At 49.1% G+C, this 22,288-nt stretch carries 18 protein-coding genes; 5 read left to right on the top strand and 13 right to left on the bottom strand.

The features are described 5' to 3' along the window. Positions 1 to 22 precede the first annotated feature (22 nt). From gltX to Q0418_RS03460, 11 genes are all read right to left on the bottom strand, one after another. Entirely contained in the window at positions 23 to 1,489 is a 1,467-nt protein-coding gene (gene gltX / locus Q0418_RS03510) for a glutamate--tRNA ligase (RefSeq protein WP_298482268.1), read from the bottom strand. A gap of 426 nt (positions 1,490 to 1,915) precedes the next feature. Next, positions 1,916 to 2,848: a riboflavin biosynthesis protein RibF gene (gene ribF, locus Q0418_RS03505; RefSeq protein ID WP_298482267.1), complete on the bottom strand. Its 933-nt coding sequence runs from the start codon at positions 2,846 to 2,848 to the stop codon at positions 1,916 to 1,918. Between the two features lie 16 nt (positions 2,849 to 2,864). Beyond that, the gene (truB, locus tag Q0418_RS03500) at positions 2,865 to 3,776 is read right to left on the bottom strand and encodes a tRNA pseudouridine(55) synthase TruB (RefSeq protein ID WP_298482266.1); all 912 of its coding nucleotides are present in this window, start codon (positions 3,774 to 3,776) and stop codon (positions 2,865 to 2,867) included. Further along, positions 3,773 to 4,741: a bifunctional oligoribonuclease/PAP phosphatase NrnA gene (locus Q0418_RS03495; protein WP_298482264.1), complete on the bottom strand. Its 969-nt coding sequence runs from the start codon at positions 4,739 to 4,741 to the stop codon at positions 3,773 to 3,775. Before Q0418_RS03495 ends, truB begins: the two co-directional genes overlap by 4 nt. 6 nt (positions 4,742 to 4,747) lie before the next feature. Continuing rightward, positions 4,748 to 5,116 carry a 30S ribosome-binding factor RbfA gene (gene rbfA, locus Q0418_RS03490; RefSeq protein WP_298482262.1) on the bottom strand — a complete coding sequence of 123 codons (369 nt, stop codon included), beginning with the start codon at positions 5,114 to 5,116 and terminating at the stop codon, positions 4,748 to 4,750. Positions 5,117 to 5,332: 216 nt separating this feature from the next. After that, complete coding sequence (gene infB / locus Q0418_RS03485; protein ID WP_298482260.1) at positions 5,333 to 7,891, bottom strand: translation initiation factor IF-2; 2,559 nt, start codon at positions 7,889 to 7,891, stop codon at positions 5,333 to 5,335. Positions 7,892 to 8,031: 140 nt separating this feature from the next. Then, complete coding sequence (locus Q0418_RS03480) at positions 8,032 to 8,358, bottom strand: ribosomal L7Ae/L30e/S12e/Gadd45 family protein (RefSeq protein ID WP_298482258.1); 327 nt, start codon at positions 8,356 to 8,358, stop codon at positions 8,032 to 8,034. Further along, positions 8,312 to 8,605 carry an RNase P modulator RnpM gene (locus tag Q0418_RS03475; protein WP_298482256.1) on the bottom strand — a complete coding sequence of 98 codons (294 nt, stop codon included), beginning with the start codon at positions 8,603 to 8,605 and terminating at the stop codon, positions 8,312 to 8,314. Before Q0418_RS03475 ends, Q0418_RS03480 begins: the two co-directional genes overlap by 47 nt. Further along, a complete protein-coding gene (nusA, locus tag Q0418_RS03470) occupies positions 8,595 to 9,710 on the bottom strand; it encodes a transcription termination factor NusA (RefSeq protein WP_298482254.1) in 1,116 nt (371 codons plus the stop codon). The genes Q0418_RS03475 and nusA overlap by 11 nt, the downstream gene beginning before the upstream one ends. 22 nt (positions 9,711 to 9,732) lie before the next feature. Continuing rightward, positions 9,733 to 10,215 (bottom strand): ribosome maturation factor RimP, encoded by a 483-nt coding sequence (rimP, locus tag Q0418_RS03465; protein ID WP_298482252.1) that lies wholly within the window; start codon positions 10,213 to 10,215, stop codon positions 9,733 to 9,735. 238 nt (positions 10,216 to 10,453) lie between these two features. Next, a complete protein-coding gene (locus Q0418_RS03460) occupies positions 10,454 to 11,518 on the bottom strand; it encodes a dockerin type I domain-containing protein (protein ID WP_298482250.1) in 1,065 nt (354 codons plus the stop codon). Between the two features lie 225 nt (positions 11,519 to 11,743). Between Q0418_RS03460 and Q0418_RS03455 the strand changes: the two genes are divergently transcribed. Then, positions 11,744 to 15,877 (top strand): leucine-rich repeat protein, encoded by a 4,134-nt coding sequence (locus Q0418_RS03455; protein WP_298482248.1) that lies wholly within the window; start codon positions 11,744 to 11,746, stop codon positions 15,875 to 15,877. Positions 15,878 to 16,136: 259 nt separating this feature from the next. Here Q0418_RS03455 and fba read toward each other — a convergent pair whose 3' ends face one another. Beyond that, complete coding sequence (gene fba / locus Q0418_RS03450) at positions 16,137 to 17,000, bottom strand: class II fructose-1,6-bisphosphate aldolase (RefSeq protein WP_295217763.1); 864 nt, start codon at positions 16,998 to 17,000, stop codon at positions 16,137 to 16,139. 326 nt (positions 17,001 to 17,326) lie between these two features. Here fba and glgB point away from each other — a divergent pair, with 326 nt between their 5' ends. From glgB to Q0418_RS03430, 4 genes are all read left to right on the top strand, one after another. Continuing rightward, positions 17,327 to 19,132: a 1,4-alpha-glucan branching protein GlgB gene (glgB, locus tag Q0418_RS03445; protein WP_298482246.1), complete on the top strand. Its 1,806-nt coding sequence runs from the start codon at positions 17,327 to 17,329 to the stop codon at positions 19,130 to 19,132. 282 nt (positions 19,133 to 19,414) lie between these two features. After that, entirely contained in the window at positions 19,415 to 19,591 is a 177-nt protein-coding gene (locus Q0418_RS03440) for a hypothetical protein (protein ID WP_298482244.1), read from the top strand. Between the two features lie 51 nt (positions 19,592 to 19,642). Further along, positions 19,643 to 20,431, top strand: a complete 789-nt coding sequence (locus tag Q0418_RS03435) for a hypothetical protein (RefSeq protein ID WP_298482242.1) — start codon at positions 19,643 to 19,645, stop codon at positions 20,429 to 20,431. Between the two features lie 26 nt (positions 20,432 to 20,457). After that, the gene (locus Q0418_RS03430; protein ID WP_298482241.1) at positions 20,458 to 21,576 is read left to right on the top strand and encodes a dockerin type I repeat-containing protein; all 1,119 of its coding nucleotides are present in this window, start codon (positions 20,458 to 20,460) and stop codon (positions 21,574 to 21,576) included. A gap of 59 nt (positions 21,577 to 21,635) precedes the next feature. Here the strand turns inward: Q0418_RS03430 and Q0418_RS03425 are convergent, their stop codons facing one another. Continuing rightward, complete coding sequence (locus Q0418_RS03425) at positions 21,636 to 22,226, bottom strand: hypothetical protein (RefSeq protein ID WP_298482239.1); 591 nt, start codon at positions 22,224 to 22,226, stop codon at positions 21,636 to 21,638. Positions 22,227 to 22,288 lie beyond the last annotated feature (62 nt).

Here is a 22,288-nt window from a genome sequence, read left to right as displayed (position 1 = left end):
TAGCATAACGAAAGATACACTTTTATTTTGCGCAGGCTGCCGAAAGTGTGTCAATTGCACTGCGGATCCGGTTCAGTGTGTCCTCTTTTCCAAGAATTGCGCACAATTCGACACCGCCGCCCGGTGTAAACTGCTTTCCGGAAACAGCCGTGCGAACCGGCCACAGCATCCAGCCGTTCTTTACGCCCATCTCTGCGATCTTCGCAAACAATACTTCATGGATATGCTCCACATCCCATGTGTCAACACCTTCCAGTACCGGCAGGACAGCCTGCAAAGCCTCCAGCGCCGTTTCCGGTGTGGTTTTCATCTTCTTGTGACGATACATCTCCAGATTATATTCCGGCATCTGGTCAATGAAATCCACCTGTTCCGGAATATCGGAGAACACCTCTGTCCGGTTCTGGAGTACACTGCACAGCAGCGGCAGGTCGATATCCGTTCTCTTAACTGTCTGACGGATATAGGGCACAGCAGCCTCCTGGAATTCCTCCGGTGTCATCTTGTGTACATAAGCGGCATTGATGGCACGGAGCTTCTGGCTGTCGAAAATTGCCGGAGACTTGCTGATACCGCTGATGGAGAACACCTGCTTCAGTTCGTCCAGGGTATAGATCTCCTGTTCACCTGTGGGTGCCCAGCCCAGCAGTGCAATGAAATTCAGCACTGCCTGAGGCAGATAGCCCTTTTCCATGAGATCCTGGAAAGAAGCGTCACCATTACGCTTGGACAGCTTGTGTGTCTGGTCTTTCATAACCGGTGCGCAGTGGACATAGGTGGGAACATCCCAGCCGAATGCCTCATAGAGCAGATTGTATTTCGGTGCGGAAGAGAGATACTCATTGCCCCGGACAACATGAGTGATGCCCATGAGGTGGTCGTCTACTACGTTTGCGAAATTATACGTGGGCATTCCGTCGGTTTTGATGAGGATCTGGTCGTCCAGCGTGCTGTTTTCCACTGTAATATCACCGTAGATCTCATCGTGGAATGTGGTAGTTCCATCCAGAGGCATTTTCTGGCGGATGACATAGGGCACACCTGCATCCAGCTTTGCCTGAACCTCCTCCGGGGAAAGATCACGGCAGTGGCGGTCATACATGGGGGCGATACGGGATGCCTCCTGAATCTTGCGCACCTCATCCAGCCGTTCCTTGTCGCAGAAACAGTAGTAGGCATGACCGGTTTTCACCAGTTCCTCTGCATAGGACTTGAACATCCCCATACGCTCAGACTGCACATAGGGTCCCACAGGGCCGCCGATATCCGGACCCTCATCCCAGTTCAGACCGGCAATTTTCAGGGTATCGTAGATCACATCAACTGCACCCTCGACATACCGTTCCTGGTCGGTATCCTCGATACGGAGGATAAAATCGCCGCCGTCTTTTTTGGCGATGAGATAGGCATACAGCGCCGTCCGCAGGTTGCCGATGTGCATATATCCTGTTGGACTCGGTGCGAATCTGGTTCTTACTCGCTTACTCATATTGCGTGTACTTCCTTTCAAAAGTGAATATAACACTATATACTTTTTTATATGAATATATAAACTCGTTGCAAACGTCCCACCGGAACGTTTGCAAGATTTTTCTTACGGCAACACCGCACAAAGAGCGCCTGACGGCTTTGCACGTCATATGCTTGCATATTTTCCGTCATATTTCACAAAAATGCTCGTGAATACACAAAGTATTCACTGCGCTTTTTGTTTCATCTGACGAAAAATCTGACGGCGCATCTGACGCACAATCTTTGTGCGGTATTGCCTTACTTTAAAGGGCTCAAAAGGCGGGACGGGCTCGTGGAGCCCTCGCCCTGGACCTCGCCAGCATTTTTTGAAAAAATTGCTGGATCAAAATAACTTCATTGCCAAGCAGCCTTTTTGAGAAAATATAAAAAATGCACTCGTATTTTACCGACATGCTGTATTCCGCTGCAGCCATGCCCGGCATTCTGCCTGATCTCGTGCGATCTGCTGATACAACGCATCCACATCCGGAAACTTCCGCTCCGGACGCAGAAAATGCAGCAATTCCACAGTACAGGGCTGTTCATACAGATCACCGGAAAAATCCAGCAGAAATGTCTCCGCCGCCGGCGTCTGTTCCTCACTCACAGTAGGCTTTACGCCGATATCCGTCACAGAATCGAACGTTCCCTGGGGTGTCTTTGTCCGGGATACATACACGCCAAACCTAGGCACGATCTGTCCCTCTGCAAAGGACATGTTAATCGTAGGAACTTCCCTTGTCCTGCCCAAAGCAGCACCGTGTACCACTCTGCCGCTAACATGATAAGGCGCACCCAACAATCTCGCCGCACGTTCCGGCTCACCCTGTTTCACTGCTTCCCGGATGGCAGTGGAGGAGACCTTTTCGCCGTCACAGCGCACCGGCTCCACCTGATGTACCGAAAATCCCATCTGTCTGCCGAATGCGTCCAATGCAGCAATATCCCACGCCGCCTTTGCGCCAAAGCGAAAATCTCCGCCGCAAAAGACTTCTCTGGCATGAAACAATTCCACAAGCACCTTCCGGCAGAACGATTCACCGTCCAGGGCACACAATTCCCCGAATGCCGGGCAGTATACCCCTTCCACGCCACAGTCTGCCATAAGGGCATATTTCTGCGCATCCGTATACAGATAATTCAGGGGAACACCCCGCTTCACCGGCACAGAATCCGCCGCGAAGGTAAATGCACAGGGCATCAGCTGCTTTTCCCGGGCACATTCCACAGCGGCATACAGCACAGCACGGTGTCCCAGATGTACGCCGTCAAAAAATCCAAGTGCCACGGCACTTTCCTGCAAAAGGGGCGCATCCGTGTGTTTCAGCAGCTCCACGTATCACGCCGCCTTTCTATTTGAAATTTTTTCCCACACGCAGCACGCCGGTCTCCGGCTCTGCCAGTGCCGTGCCCAGAAATGCCTGTTCCGCATCATAAACACGGTATTCCCTCTGGGAATCCTGATATTCCGGAATCTGCTCCAGAGACAGCTTGACACCGTTTCCGTAGAGCTGCGACTGCTTTTCCGTCAGATGCAGCGCCGGCAGTGCAGCAAACAGTCTGTCTGTTGGAATCAGATGAGAAGCCAGACTGCCTTCCCGGCAAAAACCCATGACATCCTCAAAGGTATAGCATTGCTCCAGAGAAAATCCGCTTGCCTGGGTACGGCAGAGCGCTGTCATAACAGCACCGCCGCCCAACGCCTTTCCGATATCGGAGAGCAGTGTGCGGATATAGGTTCCCTTTCCGCAGGACACCGAAAGCTCTGCCGTCTGTGCATTTTCATTCCACGCCTCCAGCGTCAATGCATGAATCTGTACCGTCCGTGCAGGACGTTCTACAACAACGCCCTTACGCGCCAGCTCATACAGCCGCTTTCCATCCACAGATACAGCAGAATACATAGGAGGCACTTGGTGAATCTCTCCCCGGAACTGAGACAGCACCGATTCCAGTGCTTCTTTTGTTACGTGCATCCCGGGATAAACCGCCGTTCGCACGCCCCAGACGTCCTCTGTATCCGTCTCCCAGCCGAACTGAACCGAAGCCCGATAGGTCTTGTCCTGATCCGGCAGAATATCGCACGCCCGGGTGGCACGTCCCACCAGCACCGGCAGAACACCGGTCGCCATAGGATCCAGCGTGCCGGTGTGTCCCAGCCGCCGCATACGCAAGATGCCCCGGAGCTTTCCGATCACATCAAAGGAAGTGAATTCGGCAGGCTTATTCATACAAAGTACGCCCTGTATCGTTTCCTGACTCATTGAATGCTCCATCCTTCCGAAACTGCACGGAGCAGTTTTTCCCGTACTTCATCCGCTGTGCCGCAGACCAGACAGCCAGCAGCCTTAATATGACCGCCGCCGCCCAGCAGCTGGCAGATGGCGGAAACATTCACCCGATCTGCCGAGCGCATAGAGACCCGGAATTTTCCCGGTTCCTTTTCTTTCATAGTGATGCCCACCTGAGCACCCTCCACCTGAAGCGGGAATCCGGCAATGCCGTCCAGCTCAGCCTCATCCACCTGGAACTTCTGCAAAAATTCCTGGGTAATACAGATGAGGATGCATTTTCCGTCCTTATACCGTTCCAGCCGGTCAATGAGCAGCTGCTCCAGCTGGAGTCTGCCGAAGCTTTTTACGGCAAACATCTGCCGGTTGATCTTCGCATAGGGCACATCGGGGCACATTTCCATCAGATCTGCCACAGCACGATGGGTATGAGGACCTGCGTTGTCATACTGGAAACATCCTGTATCCGTCGCCATGCCCGTATACAGGCAAAGCGCCATGGATCTGGTCATGGTCACCGGAAGGATCCGGCAGAGAGAATAGAGGATCTCACAGGTTGCCGCCGCCTTGCCATCCAGATACCGAGCGCTGGCATAGGGCACATTGGAAACGTGATGATCAATACACAGATCTACGGATTTTCCGTATTTTTCCTGCAATTCGCTGCCCAGAAGTTTCGGGTCAGCCACATCCACTGCGATCACACAGCCCGGCTCAAAGGTCTCCTGTTCCTGGGACTCCGGCAGCATAAAGCGATAGCGTTCCGGAATGGGTTCATCGCAGAGCACCACTGCACGCTTCTGCATCTGGTGCAGCATTTCTGCCAGGGCATACCCTGCGCCGATACAGTCCCCGTCCGGACTTCTGTGAATGAGAATATATGCGTCGTTACAATCTTTCAGCCATGCGGCTGTCTGCGCCAAAGTCAGTTGCTGCATAAGCTGTCACTCCTTTTCCTGAGGTTCTTCCACCGGCGGCTGAATTTCATGCAGCATCCGGTTGATCTCCGCACTGTGGGCGATAGAATCATCTGCCACAAAGTGCAGCGCCGGACACTTCCGGATCTTCAGCCGATGGAACAGCTCCCGGCGGATAAAGCCGGAGGCACTATCCAGTCCCTGACAGGACTGCTTTGCCGCATCCCGCCCCGACAGACTGGAAACAAATATCTTACAGTCAGAGAGATCCCGTGACAGCTCTGCACGCACCACAGTCAGCATCGGGTCAATGCGAGGATCTTTCAGTTCACGCAGAATGGCAGTCATTTCACGCAGAATATCCTCTTCCGTCCGGTTCGCCTTAAAATTCGCCATGCTTCACGGCCTCCTTTTTTATTCATTAGGTCACCTCTAAAAACCCGCTCACCCGTCATCTGCGGCGCATCTTTACGCCATCTTCCTTTTCGAAAAAACTTGAAATACATCGAGTATTCCTGCGTTTTTTCGAAAGGGGAGCTGTCGCAAATCTGCACCACATCTGACAGATTCAGAGTTTTTAGAGATGCCCATTATGCATTAGTTACGCATGGTTTAGTCTCTGTATTCTTCCATGATAAACGCTTCAAAAATGTCGCCTTCTTTGAAGTCCCGGAACTTCTCGAGGGTAATACCGCACTCATAGCTCTCGCCGACTTCCTTCACGTCATCCTTGAACCGTTTCAGGCTGGACATCTTATCCTCTGCAATGACGATGCCGTCACGAACCACACGAATCTGACACTGTCTGGTAACCTTGCCGTTCAGGACATAGGCACCGGCAACTGCACCCACGTTAGAGATCTTATAAACCTGACGTACCTCAATGCGTCCCATAACAACCTCACGGAACTTCGGCGCCAGCATGCCTTTCATTGCCGTTTCAATTTCCTCGATGGCATCATAGATGACACGATAGGTGCGGATATCCACCTTGTCACGGGCAGCGATTTCCTCTGCGGTCTGATCCGGGCGCACGTTAAAGCCAATGATGATGGCGTTGGATGCGCTTGCCAGCATGACATCGCTCTCCTTGATACCGCCGACACCGCCGTGGATGACACGGACACGCACTTCCTCGTTGGACAGCTTTTCCAGAGACTGGGTCACAGCTTCTACAGAACCCTGTACGTCTGCCTTGACAATGAGAGACAGTTCCTTCATTTCGCCCTGCTCGATCTGGCTGAACAGGTTGTCAAGAGTTACCTTCTGATACTCGTTGAACTTCGCCTGTTTTGCCTCATGCTTTCTCTGTTCTACCAGTTCTCTTGCCAGACGTTCGTCCTCTACAGCGTTAAACGTATCGCCTGCCTCCGGCACTTCTGCCAGACCGGTGATCTCTACAGGAACAGACGGGCCTGCTGTCTCTACAGGAACGCCCTTGTCATTGGACATAACACGAACACGGCCTACGGCAGTACCTGCAATAATGACATCACCAGTATGCAGCGTACCGTTCTGTACCAGCAGTGTTGCGATAGGACCACGACCTTTATCCAGACGTGCCTCCACAACCGTACCCTTTGCACGACGGTGAGAATTTGCTTTCAGTTCGCTTGTTTCAGCCACCAGAAGAATGTTTTCCAGCAGTTCGTCAATTCCCTCACCGGTCTTTGCCGAAACGGGAACGCAGATGATATCGCCGCCCCACTCTTCGCAGACCATGCCATACTTGGTCAGCTCTTCCTTGACACGATCCGGGTTTGCGCCTTCCTTATCCATCTTGTTGATCGCCACAATGACAGAGATCCCTGCCGCCTTGGCGTGGTTGATGGACTCTACTGTCTGAGGCATAATGCCGTCGTCTGCGGCAACGACCAGAATGGCAATATCCGTGATATTGGCACCACGGGCACGCATTGCGGTGAATGCCTCATGACCCGGTGTATCCAGGAAGGTAATATCCTTACCCTCATACTGCACCTGATATGCACCGATATGCTGCGTAATACCGCCGGCTTCTCCTTCGGTAACATGTGCGTGACGGATGCGGTCGAGAATGGAAGTCTTACCGTGGTCAACGTGACCCATAACGACAACGATCGGGCAGCGCTCTTCGGTATCCTCTGCGTCATCGTCCTCGTCGATCAGACGCTCTTCAATGGTCACAATGACCTCATGCTCAACCTTTGCGCCCAGTTCTTCTGCTACCAGAGATGCGGTATCGAAGTCGATTTCCTCATTGATGGTTGCCATAACTCCCAGCATCATCAGCTTCTTGATGACTTCTGTTGCAGTAACTTTCAGACGGGTCGCCAGTTCGCCCACAGTGATCACATCTGGAATGCGTACACGTAGCTGCTGCTTCCGGGCACGCTCCAGTTCCAGACGGCGGAGCTTATCCTGTTCTGTCTCCCGCTTGTTGGAATACTTCTGCTTGTTACGCTGTGCAGACTTCTGGTTGATCTTCTGCTTCTTGGTAGAATATTTGTCATTGCTGTATTTCCCAGCAGGAGCGATCTGCTCATACCGCTGGTTGTACTTATCCAGATCCACATAAGAGCCTCTGGTATCTACTGTGCGGCGCTTTTCTGTGGTGATGCTGTCTGCAGATGCCATCTCGACTTCCACGTGGAGACGCTCGCCGTGCTTCTGTGCCTTTGCCGCCTGCTTGGGCTGTTTCCGGGACTGCTCTTTCTTCGGTGCAGCTTCTGTCTGCGGTTTCTTTTCCACAGGCTTTTCCTGCTTTTTCTCCGGCTGGGACTTCTGCGGCTGTACCTTCTTTTCAACCTTTTCCACAACTGCTTCTGCCTGAGGCTTCTTCGCACTCTGAGGCGCAGCCTTTTTCTTCTCTGCCGGCTTTTTCTCTGCCGATTTCTTTTCAGACGGTTTCTTTTCTGATGTCTTTTTCTCCGCCGGCTTCTTCTCAGCGGACTTCTTCTCTGCCGGCTTCGGTCTCGGCGTATCCTTCGATGCAAAATAAGCTTCAAAGTTCTCTACCTGTGACTTCTGGGAATAGTACTCCAGCGCAAGATTGATTTCTTCCGGCGTCAGACCGGTCACACCCTTTTTCTTGACGCCGTCTGCATCCCGTTCCTGATAGAACGCAATGAGTTCCTGGGTGGGAATCTGCAGATCCCGTGCAACATCGCTCAGCTTTACTTTCTTCGTCATAGGCGAAATCCTCCTCTTCCTACTGCGGATGCCTTGATGAAGCCACTCTCCACAACAGCACCCTTTCACTGTGTACAAAACTGACACCAACCGATTGGTTCAGCCATTCTATCGCCGCATCTCCTGCGGTAATTGAATAATCATTCTGTTTCCGTCTCATCCTGTGCGGCAATTTCCTGCATTCTGCGGAAAAAGCCGTCATCGCACACGGCGAGCACTCCGGCGGCACGACCGATGATCTGTCCCATTTCCGCCTTGGAAAAGGGAAGCTCGATCAGGGGCACTTCCGCCTGGCTGCTGAAAAAAGCAGCCTCTTTCCGGGACTTTTCCGACGCATCTGATGCCGTGAGCACCCCGGCAGCAATGCCGCGATACAGCGCATCCTTTGTCGGCTCCAGTCCCATTGCAAGCTTTCCTGCCTTACGACAGATGGTCAGAAGACCCTGCCAGTTCTGCCTGTAATGCATGTTTCATCTCCTCATATACTTCCTCCGGTACCCGGCAGCCGAAAGAACGCTCTATCCGATGTCCTTTCTGTGCAGCTGTGAAGCAGTCCATATTCTTACATAAATATGCGCCCCGTCCGGACTTTTTTCCTGTAAAATCCAATCCAATGGAACCGTCTGTGTTCTTGAGCACCCGGATCAATTCCTTTTTGGGCTGCATTTCACCGCATCCCACGCAGAGACGCATGGGAACCTTTTTACTCTTCAACGCTGTTCGCCTCCGGTGTCTGGATTTCCTCTGCCGGTGCCGGAGTCTCTTCTGCTGCTGTGTGCAGCACATCGAATTCCGGCTTGATGTCGATCTTATAGCCCGTCAGCTTTGCTGCCAGCTTTGCATTCTGTCCCTTATTGCCGATGGCAAGAGAAAGCTGGTTGTTGGGTACCTTTACAGTGCAGGTACGCTCTTCCTCGTCCAGAATGGTCACATCCAGAACCGTTGCCGGCGCCAGTGCCTTTGCAATGAATTCCTCAGGCTTTTCGCTGTAGGGAATGATGTCGATCTTTTCGCCGTTTAGTTCTTCCACAATGGCAGAAATACGGGAACGCTTCGGACCGATGCAGGCACCGATGGCATCTACATTGGGATCCTTCGACCAGACAGCCACTTTTGTTCTGGAGCCTGCCTCACGGGAAATGGACTTGATCTCTACTGTGCCATCATAGATTTCCGGAATCTCCAGTTCAAACAGCCGCTTTACCAGTTCCTTGCGGACACGGGAAATCTTGATGATGGGTTTTTTCTGCTTATTGGCAATGGTGGTGATGTATACTTTTACCATTTGTCCCTCTTTGAGGACTTCCCCGGGGATCTGTTCGTTCCGGAACAGATACAGCTCGGTCTTATGATAGAGCATGGTAGCCGTGCCGCCCGGCTCTACCTGGGATACCTGACAGGTGATGCAGTCGTTCTCCAGGTCCTGGAATTCACCCAGAATGCGTTCCCGGTTGATCTCACGGAGATCACCCTTGATGGACTGCTTTGCCGACTGTGCTGCTGCACGGCCGAACTTTGCGATATCCAGACGCTTTTCCACGGTACCGCCCACATAGGCATTGGGATCCATGGTGCGTGCCACATCAATGTTGACCTCATTTTCGTCAATGGGTTCATCGTCCACAACGGTCTGTATCAGGTACATTTCAAAGGTCTTGGTTGCCGGATCGATCTCCACACGAATATTTTCTTCGCTGTCGGGATATGCCTTACGTGCCGCCTTGAGCATGGCAGACTTTACTTTTTCTACCAACAGCTCCGTATCTACATTTGTTTCGCTCCCCAGAGAGGAAAGCGCTTCAAAAAAACTATTGTCCATGTTCTCTCTATGCCTCCATTGATTAAAATTCTACAGCCACATACCGCCGTACATAGGACAGATCTTCCAGTGCCAGTGTCACCGGTTCTTCTGTATCCTCAGGCTGGATGGTGATCTGCGCCGTATCATATGCCGTCAGCACGCCGATCCATTCCCGCACGCCGTCTACCGGACGAATGGCACGAGCACGCACTTCCATGCCCAGGGTCGCTTCAAAATGCCAGGGCTGGTTCAGTTCCCGTTCCAGACCGGCAGAGCCGACCTCCAGGACATACGCCTGTGCAATGGGATCTGCCGCATCCACAGCGGCATTCACCGGGCGTGTCATTTTTTCGCAGTCCTCAATGGTGATCCCATCGGGATGGTCAATAAAGACCCGCAGGTACCAGTAGGCACCCTCTTTTTCAAAGCTCACATCCCAGATGGAATACCCGAACTGATCTGCGATCGGCTTCACAAGGTCGTAGACCGTCCGTTCTGTGCCGCCGAATTTTTTCATTTTCATGGCATCTGCTCCTTTTTTTCAGCGTGCTCTGCTGCGCTGAGAATGATTCCGAACCAGTGCAGCAGGTACTTATATAAACGAAAGACCGGTGGGGTTCCGGTCTTTGGCTGCATGATTATCTTTATTATAACACCACAAAAAGAAAAAATCAAGGGTTTTGAAGAAAAAAGTACGCTTTTTTCCCAAAAAATTTACGGAATCGCAGGGAAGCGGGGCATCCCGGGACATTTTATGCTGCTTATGCACCCATTGTATCCGTCAGTTCACGCCAGGAGATGTCATTTCCCACCGACTGATTCGCATAGTACAATAAAATATAATACGCATCCGCAGCATCAATTTTGCCGTCACTGTTTACATCTGCAATGATCTTCTGCCCGTCAGAAAGGCTGCACGCTGCACCCACAGACATCTGGCTGTAGCCCAGAAGCACCTCGTAGGCATCGGCGGCGGTGACCTCCTCATCACTGTTCAGATCGCCGGTGTTGCCGATGATCTTCACAGCGCCGTCTGTGGGGACGATATTCATCAAGTATTCATAGCTATAGCAAGTTTCTTTCTGCGTTCCGTCCTGGCTTTGTGTCTCATAATGAATGGGATAGACATCGCCGATCCTGGCATCCGATGAAACTTCAAACATAAGCGTTAAGAGTTCTGTTTTTTCTTCAAAATACCTATCTCCTGTACAACTGTAACCCATCCACGTGAACTGTCCGTCACCCTTTCTGTCACCGCCCAGCGTCAGCAATTCGGATTCTGTGGACACACCAAAACTCAACCTGCCGAACCCGGTTTCTGACATGGTCGTCACATAAATCGGCACCGTTACTTCGTGATAATTCCGCCGCAGCAGATATTCCGGAACTTCCACAGTACCGATTTCTACGAAAACTTCTTCATCACATGGAACCCTTTCATGCAAGTCATAATCTTCCTGGGGAGACTCTCTCTCCTCCTGGATTGCCATTTCCCATAATTCTTCCTCTGTCCCATCATATCCTATACTGACAAATACGTAATACCGTCCAATAATGAACATATCCATCATTGTCACTTCCCCGTCCAAATCCACATCTGCCGCCAGCATCTGCATCTGCGTCAGTGTAGTAGGCTCGCCGTCTCTGATCTGCACAAGATATTGCTTTACAAAAAACATATCATCCGAACTGACAATCTCATCCCCGTTCACATCGCCCCGTCTATAGGCAACTCCCTCAGCAGACACCGCCGGACAGGCGGACAGACTGCCGACAGCAAGCGCAGCGGCAATTCCGGCAGCAACATATCGCATAAATGGTTTCATAAGTAAAACATCCTTTCTGTGAATTTTCATAAAGCATCCCATATTCGATATTGTAATCAAAAATTGTGTTTCTCCTGCTAGAAATACGTAAATGTTCTGTGAACAGGAAGAATTCTATGAAAATCCGCCCTTTTTCTTTGACAGAATCCGTAAAATGTGCTATACTCTAGGTATCTGAAAAGGGAATCAGATGAAACTTTTATGTTTTAAGAAAGGATGATCCAAATGCAATTTTATTTCAAAAGCTTCTGTATCGGCACGTTTCTGTCTGCGGCAGCCTGTCTGCTCCTGCCGGCATTCTCCGCAGAAGCGGTCAGCTATACCGGCTCCGGCACTTATGACAACCTGCAATGGAGCGTCAAAGATGCCATTCTGTGCATTTCCGGCACAGGAGACATGACGGACTCGGAAGCCGGCGCTTATCCATGGAGCGATTATTATTACGAAGAGGTCTGGCTGGAAGAAGGTGTCACAAGCATTGGTGCATATGCCTTTTCCAAAAACGACCTGGTGTTTGCCGATCTGCCATCAACCCTGACCGAGATCGGCAAGAGTGCCTTTGCGGATACCAGCCTGACCCAGATCCGGCTCCCCGATGCTGTGACAACGGTAGGTGCCGGTGCTTTTTCCGGCTGTGAATCTCTGTCCAAGGCGGTACTTTCCCAGGAGATGACGGAAATTTCCGACCGCATGTTTGCAGAAAGCGGCATCTCTCAGATCCAAATCCCCCAGAATATCACCGCCATCGGCAGCGAAGCCTTTTATGCCTGCTCCAGTCTGGAGACACTCTCTCTGGGAGATCAGATCACGCAGATCGGCAACCAGGCGTTTTCCTATTCCGGTCTGACGTCATTGACACTGCCGGACAGCTATGTGCCCACAGATCAGAACGATCGGTTGGTGAATGGATGTGAGAATCTGAAAAATTTTACAATGTCCGGCGAAATTACATATCTGCCGGCGTATTATTTTGATGGATGTGTTTTGCATACTCTGATATTGCCAGATGCTCTCACAGAAATTGCTCCTCACGCTTTTTCCAACTGCTGGTTATGTAATTTTAACGAATCAGTTGCCATTCCTGAAAGTGTCACAACCATGGGCGAAGCTGCATTCGAAAGCTGCTGTACTCCATATGCAACAACAATCGTTTTTGAAAATCCTTATTTTACCTATTATGCTGGTGACAACATAGAAAAAAGTTTTTCGAATACAGGGGAATTCAATGCATGGGAGCCGAGTTACGATATCACAGTACCGGACGATGTGACAGAGATTCCAGATGAACGCTTTAGCGGCTATACCCATTTACATAATGTAACACTGCCAGAAAGTCTGCAATCCATCGGCGCACGTGCTTTTTCTGACTCTGGTGTCCACTATGCAAATATCCCAAAAAATGTTGCGTTTATAGGAGAAGGCGTATTTGATAACTGTAAAGATATCTGGGAAATTACTTTCTGCAATGATATGTCCGCACAAGAAATTCAGCCCTATTTCGAAACTTGCAACAGCAGTGCAACATACAACATCATCCTCCCGGATTCCATGGAATCCATCCCGGACGGTTACTTTAAAGACTGTGCAAATCTGGGAGATGTCACAATACCGGAAACCGTAAAGACAATTGAAGCAGGTGCGTTTCAGAATACTGGCATACGAAGAATCACCATTCCAGAAACGGTGGAGTACATCAGCCCGGATGCATTCCAGAACTGCAAGCGTCTTCTTGAAGTCACATTCTGCAATTCCATAGAAGAGATACCATCTGAGATGTTTGTCGGCTGTGAAGAACTAAGGAGTGTCACCTTGCCGGATACAGTCACTTCCATCGGAGACAATGCCTTCGCTGGGACAGAAGTCGATGCAAACAAATTTACATTCCCAGAAAATCTGCAAACCATCGGAAAAAACGTATTCCCTCAAATTATAAAAAAATATGAGAGTTTTATAGATTATGTTGTCACCTCTGTTGATCTTCCAGATTCAGTGGTGACCATCTATGACAACTCTTTTCCGAATTTGTGGTATCTTGGGCTGGGTTCAAATTTCCAGGAAATTCTCCATTCTTCTGATATATCCAGTCTACAGGATCATCCAGGCTTAATGGATCTACAACTCAGCGAGGACAACCCTTATCTCACGCTGAAAAACGGCGTGCTGTACAGCAAAGACATGACCATCCTCTACGAGGTCGCACCGAAAGCAGACATTCCCGATGGTGTCGTGTCCATTCCCAAAACAGTCACCGAGATCCGCTCCATCATCTATTCCGACAATGTAAAGGCATTTGACGTGGAATTGGGCAATCCGGTGTACAGCTCTATCAACGGAATCCTCACAGACAAATCCGGAACAAAGCTGCTCCAGTTCCCCAACGGCAGCACACCCACCGCCTGCACCATTCCCTCTGGCATTACCACTGTGGGCGCATACGCCTTTTATCGGACGCCTCTGCAAAAGATCAAATTTCCCGCCTCTGTTACAACCATCGAAGATCACGCCTTTGCAAACAGTTCTGTGAAGCTGGTTATGTTCGCCGACGGTCTGCAAACCATTGGCGAACAGGCGTTCTATGAGACGAATATGAAAACGGCACTGATTCCGGCGTCTGTCACTACCATCGGTTCCAAGGCGTTCCAGGGAAGTTCCTATGAATATCTCACATTTCTCCATCCGCAGAATGCAAAGATCGACAGCTTTGCCGAGGATATTTCCGATTGCACTGTATTTTACGGCTATGCAGGAAGTCCCGTAAGTTCCCTGTTCTCATCCAGATTTGAGCTGCTGACTACAACGAAAAGCGGCACCTGCGGCACAAATCTGGTCTGGACACTCACCGGGGATACCCTGACCATTTCCGGCAGCGGTACCATGAAAACATATGCAGAAGGCAACTATCCCTGGAGTAACCTGGAATTTGCCGCTGTACAGTGCAAAGGCTCTGGCATTACCATTGCTCCCAATGCCTTTTCCGAAAGCACAGAACTGTACACCCTGGATCTCACCGGCGTCACAACCATCGGCGAAGGAGCGTTCCGGAACTGCACCAATCTCATGTCCGTCACCGGGAGCAGTGCAGTGAACTTGGTGAAACCCAATGCCTTTGCAGAAACACCCTGGCTGGATAATGCAGACCAGCACACGGAGATCGGAAAGGGGCTGGCTGCATTGGGCAGCGTGATTCTTCGCATCGACCAGGGTGCCAGTGAAGTGATCATTCCCGATGGCACCGCCTACGTCACGGAATATGCCTGTCGCAATCTTACGATCGGCACACTCTATGTCCCCCAGACCGGCGTATACTATCACGCCTCCGCCTTTGAAAATGCCACCATCCAGCACGTTCGCTGGAATGGGAAAACCACAGATATTTCCGTAGGCGATTTCAAAAAGGCAGGCAGCAAGTGCAAGGAAGTCGAAATTTATGACACATCCGGCAACCTCGTAAAAGTATGGGGCTATACAAAAGACAACTCCACCATGTCCCTTGCAAACGCACTGTGCGGCACATCCTACATGAACCGTCTCATCGACAACTATTGCACCAGTGTACTCACGGGCAGCCATTGCAACGCCGGCATGACAGATGCCGGTATCATCCGCGCCATCTATCAGCACATTCAGCAGAACACGGTCTATGGGTACAGCTACATCGAAGATCCCAACGGAACGGTAAAGGGAAAAACCGGCACATGGTCTTTCTGTAACAGTTTCACCAACAATGCCGCCGGTCCGGTCGTTGCCGGCAGAGGCGTTTGTTCCGCATATACAGAGCTGGTGGAAAAAATGATCGGGCAGGTACAGCAGCACAACATGTCCGCCACACTACAAACGCTCCGCCAGACCGGTACGAATCACGTCTGGAATGTCATTGGACTGAACACAGGAACATCCGCAGAAAAGTGGTATTATCTGGACGCCACTAACGGACTGTTTCTGGCAGGCTATGAAAATCCCCGTTTATCCAACAATTCCACACTTTACGCCTACACCAGCATCCCCAAAAATGCAGGCGGTACTTACACCATCACCGTCTCCGGCGGAAAAACTGTAAAGCTCCAGGGGAGCGACTATGTCCTCCAGAACAGCGATTACACATATAACAGCGGCGGCACACCATCCCGGGGTGACATCAACGGTGACAACAGCATTGACACAAACGATGCCTACCTGACACTCACAGCCTATGCGAAACAATCTGTCGGCGCATCCACAGGCTTTACAGATGCCCAGCTTTCTGCCATGGATGTGGATCAGAACGGTAGCATCAATACAGCCGATGCCTATTATATCCTGTGCTACTATGCCCGTAGCTCTGTCGGCGCAGATTGCAGCTGGGATACAATTATCGCATAATTATACAACAAAAACACAACAAAAACCCGGTCTGCGGCACTACACCGCAAACCGGGTTTTTCTCATAGATCTGCCGGAACGCTCCCGGCTGATCTTTACGCTTCTTCCTCTTCAGAATGTGTCAGACCGACCAAAGCTTTTATTGCCAAGCAAATCCCCAGCACATTCAGCATGATTTCAAGTACGGATACGATCACTCTCAATGTTTTCATATAGCACACATCCCTTTCTATGACTCGGAGCGTTATTTTAAAAAGACTTACGCCTTGCCGACAGAGCCGAACAGGTTCATCTTTTCCTCAACCTTTGCCATGATTGCTTCATAGCCCGGCAGGAGGAGCTTTCTCGGGTCAAAGCCCTTGCCCTTCAGATCCTTGCCTTCTTCAATATACTTTCTGGTTGCCTCAGCAAATACCAACTGACACTCCGTGTTTACGTTGATCTTTGCAACGCCCAGAGAGATTGCCTTTGTGATCTGATCGTCCGGAATACCGGTACCGCCATGGAGTACCAGCGGCATATCGCCGACAGCCTTCTTGACAGCTTCCAGTGTCTCAAAGCTCAGACCTTCCCAGTTCTCCGGATATACGCCGTGGATGTTGCCGATACCAGCAGCCAGGATGTCTACGCCCAGGTCAGCGATCGTCTTGCACTCCTGGGGATCTGCACATTCGCCCTTGCCGATCACACCGTCTTCTTCGCCGCCGATTGCACCGACCTCTGCCTCGATGGACAGACCCAGCTTATGAGAAACTGCAACCAGTTCCTTGGTCTTTGCAATGTTTTCTTCGATGGGGAAGTGAGAGCCGTCAAACATGATGGAAGTGAAGCCTGCCTTGATGCAGTCATAGCACTGATCATAGGTACCGTGATCCAGGTGCAGTGCAACCGGAACAGTAATGCCCAGGGATTCGTCCATTGCCTTTACCATGTCTGCAACAGTCTTGAATCCAGTCATGTACTTGCCTGCGCCGCCGGAAACGCCGAGAATTACCGGAGAGCCCAGCTTCTGAGCTGTGTTCAGGATTGCCTTTGTCCATTCCAGATTGTTGATGTTGAACTGACCAACAGCATACTTGCCGTTCATAGCAGCCTGCATCATATCCTTTGCCGATACTAACATAAGTGAATATCCTCCTAATAATTATACTGCAACAGTTGTCCATGCACTGCACGGACGAGTCGTCTGCTCTTTTATTATACCGCATGTTCCGTCAAAATGCAATGGGTTTCCAAAATTTTTTTCCAACATTTCAAAAGGAACAGTCTAAAATCAACATTTATTTAATATGATGTCGAGAAAACAACGTTGTATCGAAATTTGATGCTTGCAGAACGGTACCTTTTTCTTGTATAATAGATGTATCTTCTGGTTATGCAGGCAGATGACGGGTGACCGGTTTTTAGAGGTGATCTTATGATATTACGATTATGAGAGGAGTATTTCCTATGGATATCCATCAGTTCTTTCTGGGCAATGCCTTCGATGCCCACACATATTTCGGCGCACACATCACAGAAAACGGCGTAGTTTTCCGCACCCTTGCCCCCAACGCCAAAGCAGTCTCCCTGATCTGGGAAGGCGGCGATTGGGAACCCATGCCCATGCGTCGCATTCATGACGGCGGTATCTACGAGCTAACTGTCCCCAATGCCATGCCCGGACAGATGTACAAATACCGCATTACACCTCAAGACCCCCAGGGAGAAACCATTGACCACTGCGACCCCTATGGTTTCGGCATGGAACTGCGTCCCAACAATGCCTCCATCATCCGGGATCTGGACAACTTCACATTTCACGACAAAACGTGGATGGCAAACCGTGGTGACCATAAACACAAACCGGTGAATATCTATGAGGTACACCTTGGCTCCTGGCGCACCAATCCCGACGATCCCAACGGCTGGTACACCTACGAAGAAATTGCACCGAAACTGGTGGACTATGTCAAAAAGCACGGTTACAATTACATTGAATTCATGCCCCTGAGCGAGCATCCGGCGGACTGCTCCTGGGGCTATCAAAACACGGGATTTTTCAGTCCCACATCTCGCTATGGCACTGCCCACCAGCTCATGCAATTGGTGAATCTCTGTCACCAGGCAGGCATCGGCGTGATCATGGACTTTGTCCCGGTGCACTTCGCCGTAGACGGCTATGCCCTGAACCACTATGACGGCACCACCCTGTATGAATATCCGGAAAAGGAAACCAACTACAGCGAATGGGGCAGTTGTAACTTCATCCACGCACGAGGCGAGGTGTGCAGCTTTCTCCAGTCCTGCGCCAACTACTGGCTGTCCGTGTTCCATTTTGACGGCATCCGCATGGACGCTGTGAGCCGGCTCATCTACTGGGGCGGCGAGGAATCCCGTGGTACAAATCCCGCAAGTATCACTTTTTTGCAGCGCATGAACCAGGGGCTCCACCGGCTGAATCCTACGGCGATGCTCATTGCAGAGGATTCCACCAACTACAGCGGCGTAACACGTCCCGTAGAACAAGGTGGACTTGGCTTCGATTATAAATGGGATATGGGCTGGATGAATGATACGCTGGATTATTTCCGGCAGTATCCCTGGGAACGCAAAAACGAATACCATAAGCTGACATTTTCCATGATGTACTTCCCCAATGAATCCTATCTGCTGCCCCTGTCTCACGATGAAAATGTCCACGGAAAAGCCACCGTTATGCAAAAAATGTTCGGCGACTATGACGGGAAATTTCCACAGGCACGTCTGCTCTATCTGTACATGTACACTCATCCCGGAAAAAAGCTGCTGTTTATGGGCAGCGAGCTGGGACAGCTCCGGGAATGGACAGAGGCGCAGCAGCAGGACTGGGAACTGCTGCAATATCCCATACACGATGCATTCCACCACTATATGACGGAACTAAATCATCTGTATCTGACCGAACCGGCGCTGTATGCAGAGGACTATGAGCAAAACGGATTCCGGTGGGTGGACTGCCATCAGGAAGAACACTGTATTTATGCCATGGAACGCCGTGCCGGAGACAGCCGCCTGCTGGTGCTGCTGCATATGTCCGATGAGGGCACTCAGACTTATACCGTTACTATACCGGACTGCGAAGCACTTCAGCCCCTGCTGCACACAGAGTGGGAACGATTCCACGGAACCGTACCGGAGGACAGGAACATGATCCCCGGCGACAGGACACGCAACGGAACGCAGTTTACGGTGGAACTGCCATCGTTCAGCGGCATGCTCCTGAGAATTGTTTAAAAGTAAGAAGAAAAAGAATAATCTAAAAAAGCGTGCGTACTTCTGCAAAGAATCCGCACGCTTTTATTATGTTTTGATTAGATAGATAACATTTCAGCAGTCACATCTAAAGTGAAAAGCATAAAACATTATCGTCATTTAGCAATATTCCTTTTTTTCTTTTATTTTTTATTTTTTAAAAAGAATAGTTGACAAAAAATTTTTTATGACTATAATATAATTATGAGATCTCATATAAAAGGAAAAACATAATCAAACAAGTATGTTTAGGAGGAAGATAAAATGAAGAATATATTAATGAAAGTCACTGCAGGTATTTCTGCGGCAACTTTGAGTGCAACTTTGTCTGCAACAACAATTCCGGCTTTTGCTTCGGAATATGAGGTTCAGCAAGAAGCAAACCTTGTTTCTTCCTATTGTACTGACATATTGACATTTAAACTATATTCAACACTCTGAAATTCCTATATTACATAATATTTGAGTAAATAGATTAGTTAAAATATCATCGTGTCAGTACACTATGCTGTTGATGATGAGCAACTAGCTGCACAATATTTTTTGGACATTGGATATTCTCTGGAAGAAACAAGGGACTTAATGGAAACATATATTGAGTCTGAGGCTACTACACGATCAGGAGGTACTCCATATTATGATCAGACTATGATGAATGATACAGAACATTTTGTGGCATTTATCTACAGTAAGCCAAGTAGTGCTCAACGGAGAATTACCATTTCACTTTCTGCGGATACTCAAAGCATCACAAATTTCGGAACTGGGAGAAATGCTTTAACTTATAAAGGATATACGGGGTCATGCAGTTCTTCTGGATCATACATTGATGATGCAAGCGGACTATTATACCAAGATATCACATACTCAAACTTGAAAGCGATTCCGAATTTCACCAATCCAAGAGTCTTTGGAATTGCGAGTATTTCATACACAAATTCAATCCACAGCGAAGCTCAGTTATATAATGCCATTGATTTTGATTACACTCTTTCCTCATCAAATCAAGGTGTTTTATACTACGGAACATATGCAAGAGCAGATATTAATCATGATTATTCCATTGATACCCAGGATTGGAATATTCTAACTACTTATCTTGCACGCTTAAACGCCGGCTCAAGTAATGCTGATGAAGTATTTGAATTTGACTATTTTAGTGGTGTTCACGCACAAAAATATTTAAGTATGCTTGCTGCTGATATTGATATGGATGGAGATTTGGATAATGATGATGTAACATTATTTCAAAAGGTTGTCTCAGGTCAAGTTGAGTTGTAATGCTTTTTTTAGAGGAGGAATCATAAATGATAAATAAGAATTTTTTCAAACATTCAATTGCATTTTTACTTTCCATCTGCTTATTTGCAACATCTGCCTCGGTTCACGAAGTATTGGAATTCAACGCATACGCTGAAGAAAGCATTATCACATCCGGTGTTTGCGGTATAGCTAATCGAACAACATGGACATTTGAAAATGAAACATTAACATTGTCCACTGTTGGTGCAGATGGAATGGATTTCCCTGAACATGACGATGATATTTCAAGTGATGATTTGCCCTGGGCAATGTGGAACGACCAGATTAAAACAATTGATTTGTGTAAAGCCGACCTCACTGTATATGACAGCTTCTTTGAAGACTTCAAAAACGTCAAAACAGTTCGTGTTTCTTCAAAAAGCTATGATGCGCAATGGGGTGGATATCCAGACCACAAAACTTCATATGATGATATGATTGAAAATGCTGATGTCATATTTGCGCCCCAATATTCTTATACAGAATGGCTCATTCATTGGGATGATACAAAAACATATATTCCAAACGGCACAGCAACTGAACCATTCTACACAGAAAGCGGTCAGACAGATGATTCCGTTTCCTGGTATTGTGATTCCCTGAACCACGCTCTGCATATCTATAGTAACTATGAATCAGGCACTATATTAAGCGATACAGTCAGTCAAATCATAAAGCTTTCAAAAAGTTATGATTCAGTTTATTTCGAATCAAAACAGCTGAGAATCTCTCCTGCAAACTTGATGCAGCTTTTAGATGCTGATGCTTATGCAGGAAAATACACTGACAAAATGCTATATATGTATAGTTCACTTCTCGAAGACGAATCGCCCTATTTTGGCGTTAGCTGGATGGATGACTTATCTATTATTGATTGTACTTATATTCTTTTGGATGACGAAAATAATGACTCCATCTGCGGTGACATCACACGAGACGGAAGAGTCGATACATGTGATGCAGTTCGCTTGAGTCAGATAATTGCAAGAAACGATTTGATAATCACACCGGATCTACTCCATATTGCAGATTGCAACGGAGATCAGGTTATTAATTCCAACGATGCACTGTTATTGCTGCAATTTCTGGTACATATAGTAGATAGTTTACCTCTCAATTCTTGATTATTTCAAATTAACAACAACGAAATCGGCTTACCGCAAAACGGCAAGCCGATTTTTCCTTATTCTGCTGACATTTCCGTCTCCGCCTCAGTCACTGCTGTAGTAGCCGTAGCAACCGGTGCGCCGGACTGGAACTGTTCGAATCCCAATGCCGCATCCAGATTATCCATCTCAAACCTGGCAAGTTCACCGGATTTTGTCAGCTTCAGGGTGTAGGGATTGCCCTCCAGATCTCCCTCCACCAGCACATATCCGTCACTGGCTTCGCCGGTAATTTCCTCCTGCTGCGCCAGAGAATCCACCACCTGGATCAGATTACTGAGAACAGATTTCGCCGGCATTGCCGTCTGGGGCACAGAAAATGCCAGCCCCTTATAGGACGCAGTCACTTCGCCGTCACAAAAATCCAGCACCACGCCCGCAAGGGTGGTCGGTTCCGCAAAGGATACGCTCCAGACGCCATCCCCCATACGGGAAAGTGTACCGGTTGCCTGAAGTTCCTCCATATCCAGGGTCATTTCCGTGGTAAAACTGCCGCCCAACTTCTGGGCAGCACTGGCATCCTCTCCACCGGGCTTGGAACAGCCTACGAAAACAGCCATACTTCCAGTCAGCACCAGTCCCAGAACCGCATATTGATTTTGCTTCATATGTACTCCTCCTCACAGGATCTCTGCATCTATACAAACAATTCTACATCCTGTGACGGGGT

The organism is uncultured Ruminococcus sp. (assembly GCF_937915125.1).
Lineage (GTDB): Bacteria > Bacillota > Clostridia > Oscillospirales > Ruminococcaceae > Ruminococcus_C.
Note: the sequence above shows the minus strand (reverse complement) of the source record. Positions and strands in the feature narration are given on the sequence as shown.

Bases quoted from the DNA above. Each gene is read 5' to 3' on its own strand.
- truB (WP_298482266.1), bottom strand. From the start codon at position 3,776: ATGAGTCAGGAAACGATACAGGGCGTACTTTGTATGAATAAGCCTGCC.
- Q0418_RS03440 (WP_298482244.1), top strand. From the start codon at position 19,415: ATGAAGAATATATTAATGAAAGTCACTGCAGGTATTTCTGCGGCAACT.
- Q0418_RS03430 (WP_298482241.1), top strand. From the start codon at position 20,458: ATGATAAATAAGAATTTTTTCAAACATTCAATTGCATTTTTACTTTCC.
- rimP (WP_298482252.1), bottom strand. From the start codon at position 10,215: ATGAAAATGAAAAAATTCGGCGGCACAGAACGGACGGTCTACGACCTT.
- Q0418_RS03455 (WP_298482248.1), top strand. From the start codon at position 11,744: ATGCAATTTTATTTCAAAAGCTTCTGTATCGGCACGTTTCTGTCTGCG.
- Q0418_RS03460 (WP_298482250.1), bottom strand. From the start codon at position 11,518: ATGAAACCATTTATGCGATATGTTGCTGCCGGAATTGCCGCTGCGCTT.
- rbfA (WP_298482262.1), bottom strand. From the start codon at position 5,116: ATGGCGAATTTTAAGGCGAACCGGACGGAAGAGGATATTCTGCGTGAA.
- Q0418_RS03480 (WP_298482258.1), bottom strand. From the start codon at position 8,358: ATGCATTACAGGCAGAACTGGCAGGGTCTTCTGACCATCTGTCGTAAG.
- fba (WP_295217763.1), bottom strand. From the start codon at position 17,000: ATGTTAGTATCGGCAAAGGATATGATGCAGGCTGCTATGAACGGCAAG.
- Q0418_RS03495 (WP_298482264.1), bottom strand. From the start codon at position 4,741: ATGCAGCAACTGACTTTGGCGCAGACAGCCGCATGGCTGAAAGATTGT.
- infB (WP_298482260.1), bottom strand. From the start codon at position 7,891: ATGACGAAGAAAGTAAAGCTGAGCGATGTTGCACGGGATCTGCAGATT.
- glgB (WP_298482246.1), top strand. From the start codon at position 17,327: ATGGATATCCATCAGTTCTTTCTGGGCAATGCCTTCGATGCCCACACA.
- nusA (WP_298482254.1), bottom strand. From the start codon at position 9,710: ATGGACAATAGTTTTTTTGAAGCGCTTTCCTCTCTGGGGAGCGAAACA.
- Q0418_RS03425 (WP_298482239.1), bottom strand. From the start codon at position 22,226: ATGAAGCAAAATCAATATGCGGTTCTGGGACTGGTGCTGACTGGAAGT.
- gltX (WP_298482268.1), bottom strand. From the start codon at position 1,489: ATGAGTAAGCGAGTAAGAACCAGATTCGCACCGAGTCCAACAGGATAT.